The sequence below is a fragment of the Muricoccus nepalensis genome (assembly GCF_006438825.1).
Taxonomy (GTDB): Bacteria; Pseudomonadota; Alphaproteobacteria; order Acetobacterales; family Acetobacteraceae; genus Roseomonas; species Roseomonas nepalensis.
The window spans coordinates 1-5,093 of the sequence record NZ_RCZP01000093.1 but is presented as its reverse complement, the minus strand read 5'-3'; the positions used below and the strand labels follow the sequence as shown (position 1 = coordinate 5,093).

4 protein-coding genes and 2 pseudogenes are annotated in these 5,093 nt (G+C 63.3%); 4 read left to right on the top strand and 2 right to left on the bottom strand.

The features are described 5' to 3' along the window. The 4 genes and pseudogenes from EAH89_RS30305 to EAH89_RS33700 form a co-directional block, all read left to right on the top strand. On the top strand, positions 1-266 hold a 266-nt coding region (locus EAH89_RS30305), incomplete at its 5' end, for a transposase domain-containing protein (RefSeq protein WP_140887649.1). 32 nt (positions 267-298) lie between these two features. Continuing rightward, a pseudogene (locus tag EAH89_RS30300) lies at positions 299-433 on the top strand (transposase domain-containing protein); the annotation flags it as partial. A 1,150-nt stretch (positions 434-1,583) separates the two neighbouring features. Then, on the top strand, positions 1,584-1,931 hold the full coding sequence (locus EAH89_RS30290; RefSeq protein ID WP_161993860.1) for a nucleotidyltransferase family protein: 348 nt from the start codon (positions 1,584-1,586) through the stop codon (positions 1,929-1,931). 70 nt (positions 1,932-2,001) lie between these two features. Then, a pseudogene (locus tag EAH89_RS33700) lies at positions 2,002-2,265 on the top strand (nucleotidyltransferase domain-containing protein); the annotation flags it as partial. A 119-nt stretch (positions 2,266-2,384) separates the two neighbouring features. On the opposite strand, the gene EAH89_RS30280 reads toward EAH89_RS33700, so the two are convergent. Together EAH89_RS30280 and EAH89_RS30275 are read right to left on the bottom strand one after the other, a co-directional pair. Next, positions 2,385-4,028: a PAS-domain containing protein gene (locus tag EAH89_RS30280; protein ID WP_161993859.1), complete on the bottom strand. Its 1,644-nt coding sequence runs from the start codon at positions 4,026-4,028 to the stop codon at positions 2,385-2,387. 788 nt (positions 4,029-4,816) lie between these two features. After that, positions 4,817-5,093 (bottom strand): transposase (locus tag EAH89_RS30275; RefSeq protein ID WP_194152356.1); only part of this gene is annotated, 277 nt, incomplete at its 5' end.

Below are 5,093 nucleotides of genomic sequence, written 5' to 3'. Positions count from 1 at the left end.
GCTTGACCAACAACGCCGCCGAACGCGCTCTCCGCGGCGTCGCCCTCGGCCGCAAAGCCTGGCTGTTCGCGGGCAGTGACCGCGGCGGCGAGCGCGCTGCCGCCCTGTACTCCCTCATCACCACCGCCAAGCTCAACGACGTCGACCCGCGTGCCTGGCTCGCCGACGTGCTCGCCCGCATCGCCGATCACCCTGCCTCAAGGCTCGACCAGCTCCTGCCTTGGCACTGGAAGCCGCGCGCAGCCTCGCTCTCAGCCGCTGCCTGATCAGCCACCGCGGTGTTCACCGGATGGGTACGCTGAACAACGTCGACCCGCGTGCCTGGCTCGCCGACGTCCTTGCCCGCATCGCCAATCATCCCGCCTCCAGGCTCGACGACCTCCTGCCCTGGAACTGGAAGCCATCCAATCTGGCGCTGGCCGCCGCCGCCTGATCGTCAACTGCGGTACTCACCGGATGAGTACAGTCCTTCTCGGGCCACGCAGCTTGCAGGGTACCCTGCTGGAGCCATCCCTGACCGCCAAGGCGACGCACGCGGCTCGCCCGGCTGGTTCTGTTCGGGAGTGGCCTGATGGGCGGATCTACCTGTCCACCGCAGTCGTGGCGCCCGGTGAGGGCAGTTTTCACGGTCTTGGCTGGACAGTCGTGGCTCGCCAGCCTCTCGCGCCCGCCACTCAAAACACCAGGGACGTGGTGCTGATTGGATTAGCGGCCGGTGCCTGCCTGTTTCTCCTCATCGGCAGCGTCACGTGGCTGCTACTGCGCCGGGCGAGGAGTCCTCGTGGCGTCGGTCCTGCACCCTTGGAGGTGCAGCAGTCGCAAGTCGCTCCAAGTCGCCTCTCCGGAGGCACTCCCGCTTCCGCCGCGTGGCCGCCTCGGCGACAGCAAGATCCACGGCAGCGCGGATCCCACTGAGAGGCGTTATGAGGACCTGCAGCCTATAGCCCCACACGCGCTGCCGCGTTGTCGACGAAGAGCGACCCACGCCGGATGTAGCCCCGCAACACCGGTAGGGACTTGTGCCGGCTCTGGTTCTGGATGTGGCGCTCGGCCACCCCTTCTCGCGCAGCCGTCGTGATAAAGCCCGATCGGAGGGAATGACCAGCAAAGGCTGTGGGATCATAGCCAGCTGCCCCCACGCACGCCTTTACGACGCGCGCCACATTGCGATCGGAAAGACGCAAGCGTCCTAGGAAGCCATGACCCAACACGAGCCAGCCCTGTCTTGCCGTTGGGACACGACGGGAAAAGGGCGGCACCCGGGGGAAACGTCGTGCCGGACGATCGAGGAGGCCTAACCGAGAAGGGAGCCGAAGCGGGCGCCCCCCGTCTCCCGAGAGATGTTGAAGGAACTTTGCCAGCTGCAGGCGGCATGTCGGCTGCTGGACCGGAGGCGCTGCTCGGCGGCTGGGCCTCCCGGGTGAAGGCAATTTCGGGCGGCTGAGCCCGGTGGATACGGCGCGCCTTTAACTGGCGCTAATTGGCCAATTCGTTGAACCTGCTAAGTGCCGTTGACCGAGCCATTCCGCTCGGTCAGCGTCCCAGCATGGACCCAACCGATTTGGCCACCTAGGCCCCGTCTCGTGGACCTCGAACTTCTCCGCAGCATCGTCGCCAGTTGGGCGGCCTCGCACCTCGCCATCCGCGCTGTCTGGCTTATCGGGAGCCGTGCCAGAGGGGATGCTGAAGCCAACAGCGACGTGGACCTGGCTATCGCCTGCCGGCTTCCGCCCGAATACGCGGACGGGCACTGGCAGCGCTTGGACTGGCAGCAAGAACTCCAGGCTCTCATCCCCTACCCCGTCCACCTGCTCCACTGCCGTCCCGACAAGAAGCACGTCTGGTCAGGCGCGAAGAAGGGCCGGGTGTGGGTCTACTGGCGGTCGCCCGGCCGTATCCTGGGCGTCGGTCCCGATGAGGGAGGCATCTGAAGTGAACCTCACACAGCTTCAGAAGACCGTCTGCGCCTGGGCAAGGACTTAGCCGCCAGTCCGCGCTGTCTGGCTCACCGGCAGCCGAGCGAATGGAACCCATCGCCCCCGCAGCGACGTCGATCTCATTATTGCGACGGCGTGGCTCCCAATGAGAGCGGGTTCGCGAACGCCGAGGCTGTGCGTACCGCTCTCGCTAGGAGCGTGCGCCGGAACCCCAGCAAATCCGGGGCTTGCCGCCAAGTGGGCTCACAAAGATGCGTATCAGTTCGACGAGGGTTCCGGCAGATCTCCTGCCAAGGGTGCCTGGAGCGGCAAGCTGGGGCAGGGGTGAGCAGGTCCCGACAGATTGATGGGCCAAGCGCCTGGAGTGAAGTGTGTGAACCGCGGTTCGACCAAGGTGAATGCTGAAGCCAGCTGCCCGCGGTGAGCGCCTTCGCCGAACTGTTGACGCTAGCCACCCAGATCTTGTTGAACCACGACAGGACTCTTCGGGTCGCGGCGGGTGTCAAGGGCCAAACGGATCGTGTGCGCGAGCTTCGGAAGCGCATAAGGCTTTGCGATGCACGCAACCTCACGCCCTGACGTTTCACCACGGTGAAGTGGATCACCCGGTCCGCCCGAGGTAAAAACAATTGGCAGGTCTGGTCGACGGCGGGCGGCCTCCGCAGAGAGTTGGTACCCGCTTATTCCCGGCAGTCCAAGATCCGTGAAAAGAAGCGCCACGTCCGGCGTAGCTTCAAGGATGGTAAGGGCAGACGAAGCGTCCCGTGCGCCGATGACTTGGTAGCCCAGCGCCTCCAAGCCCTCCATGGTGTAGGTCAGAATTTCGGATTCATTCTCTACAATGAGGATTTTCTCTCCGAAACTCGAGACGGGGCTCGGCTCGATGGATCGATGAGGAGCCACCCCCGAAGCTCCAGCGCTGGCAAAGCGAGGGAGGTGGATGGTGACGGCAGTTCCGACGCCCAATTCGCTGTCGATGGTCACGTGACCACCAGCTTGCATCGCGAAATCGAGGACTTGATAGAGCCCGAGGCCGGTTCCCTTGCCTGCCTCCTTTGTGGTGAAGAACGGCTCAATTGCGCGCGCCGCTACCTCCCGTGACATGCCGGTGCCGCTATCCCTGACGGTGATCTGTACGAATTCGCTGCTCGCTGGCTGCAGCGAGGCCGAAACACTCTGGCTGCCGCGGGTGATCTTTGCTGTTTCGATAGTCAACGACCCTCCTTTCGGCATCGCGTCACGCGCGTTGACGACGAGGTTGAGCAACGCGATCTCAAGCTGGTTCGGATCTGCCAGAACCAGCCAGGGCTGCTTAACGAGCGCAAACTCCACGCTGACCCTGGTTGTGGCGGACTGACGGATCAGGTCAGACAAGTCAGTAATAAGCGTGTTCGGGTCAACGGGCTGCGGCTCACGTGGCTGACGGCGTGAGAAGGCGAGGAGGCGCTGAGTGAGGGCGGCCCCACGGCGTGCGCCGCTGCGTGCCCGCTCGATGCCCCGGCCCGCCCGATCCAAATCTAAGCTCTTGAGCGATCTCTCTGCGACATCAAGGTTGCCGAGGATGATCATGAGTAGATTGTTGAAGTCGTGCGCGACACCTCCAGTAAGGTGCCCGACCGCCTCCATCTTCTGCGCTTGGCGAAGCTGGTCCTCCGCATGACGGCGTACGGTAATGTCAGTGTAGAGCGTGACGAAGCCACCATCGGCGAGGGGATTGCGCCGCAGCTCCATAATTCGGCCATTCGGTCGCTTTCGTTCAATGGTTCCCGAGCTGGCACCCGCGCGCAGGCGGGCAAGACGCCGCCCTACTTCTGCCTCAACGTCGACTTCCCCAAACTCTCCGACGCTAGCCTGCGCACGTAGAATGTCCTCGAAGGGCAATCCGACTCGAAGCAGCCTTTCCGGTACGCCGGTAAAATCCGGGAACTGCGCGTTCCACTCCACAAGGCGCAGTTCCGCGTCGATCATCATAACACCGTCGGTCATGCCGGCGAGCACCACCTGGAGGCGGTTTGCCTTCGCGCTCGGCGGATCAACATCCTCCGAGGTGCTGTACGAGCTAGCAGGTTTAACGTCGTTCGGGTGCGACACGCTGGCCCCGGGCCGCAAGCGACGCTTCGCGGCTGATAGCCAAGCTGAGCTTGCACGCCTCCATTGGGACATAGGGCAGCCCCTCTCGTTCTTTGAGCCATCAAGCCACCATGCGAACGGTGCATCTACCAAGCAAGAATGCTGTGCAACGATCTGAACGTTCAATGTTAAGAAAGGTTTGTGCGCCGGTCTTTTCGACGCCGCGCTCCGGTAGCCTTGTCGCTTACGGCCACCAGGAGGGCTACCGTCAGCGAGGACGCCTGGACGTACCACCCGACGATGGCCGGTCTAACCAGTCAACGGCTGCTGCGGTGTCGCGACTGGTTTTCAGGTCAGAGACCTTCGGCTGCTAACGCATGACATCCTTTGTCCGTGGCAGCCACAGGACCGAGTGGCACGCTCATCTCGCATGTGAGGCCGACCGGTTTTCGGCCAAGCGCCACGCTGCCGCCGAGTGGCGTGCGGAGGGTACTGTCTAGCATCTGGCTTCCGAAGCCACACCGCTTTGGAGAACTTTCGAGGTGTGGTCCCCCTGTTTCTGACCAACACAGCGAGAGCACTTGACCGTCGCCCTCCTGGCGCTCAATGCGCCAGCACACGCGAAAGCAGCCTTCCGAAACCAATAGGGATCCATACTTCACCGCGTTGGTGGCTAGTTTGTGCGCGGCTATTTTCAATGGCTGTACGGTCGTGACTGGCAGCGAGACACGCGGCCCCCGCAGCACCGCGCGCCCCGTATCTCCTCCCACAAAAGGCGCAAGCTTCCCTCTTATACCAAGTCTCTGAGATCATGACCTATATGCCCAGTCGCGCAGTCCGATGGACATGATGCGCCAGGGCTGTTCGGTGAGCTTGTTCCAGGCGTCGCAGCAGTGGTCGACGATGTTGTCGTAGGACCGGAAGACCCGGTTGGAGAGCCAGTTGTCGCGCATGAACTGCCAGACATTCTCCATGGCGTTCAGTTCGGGGCACTTGGGTGGCAGCGGTGCGAGCGTGATGTTGGGTGGAACCGCGACCTTGTCGGAGAGGTGCCATCCGGCCTGGTCGAGCAGCAGAACGGCGTGC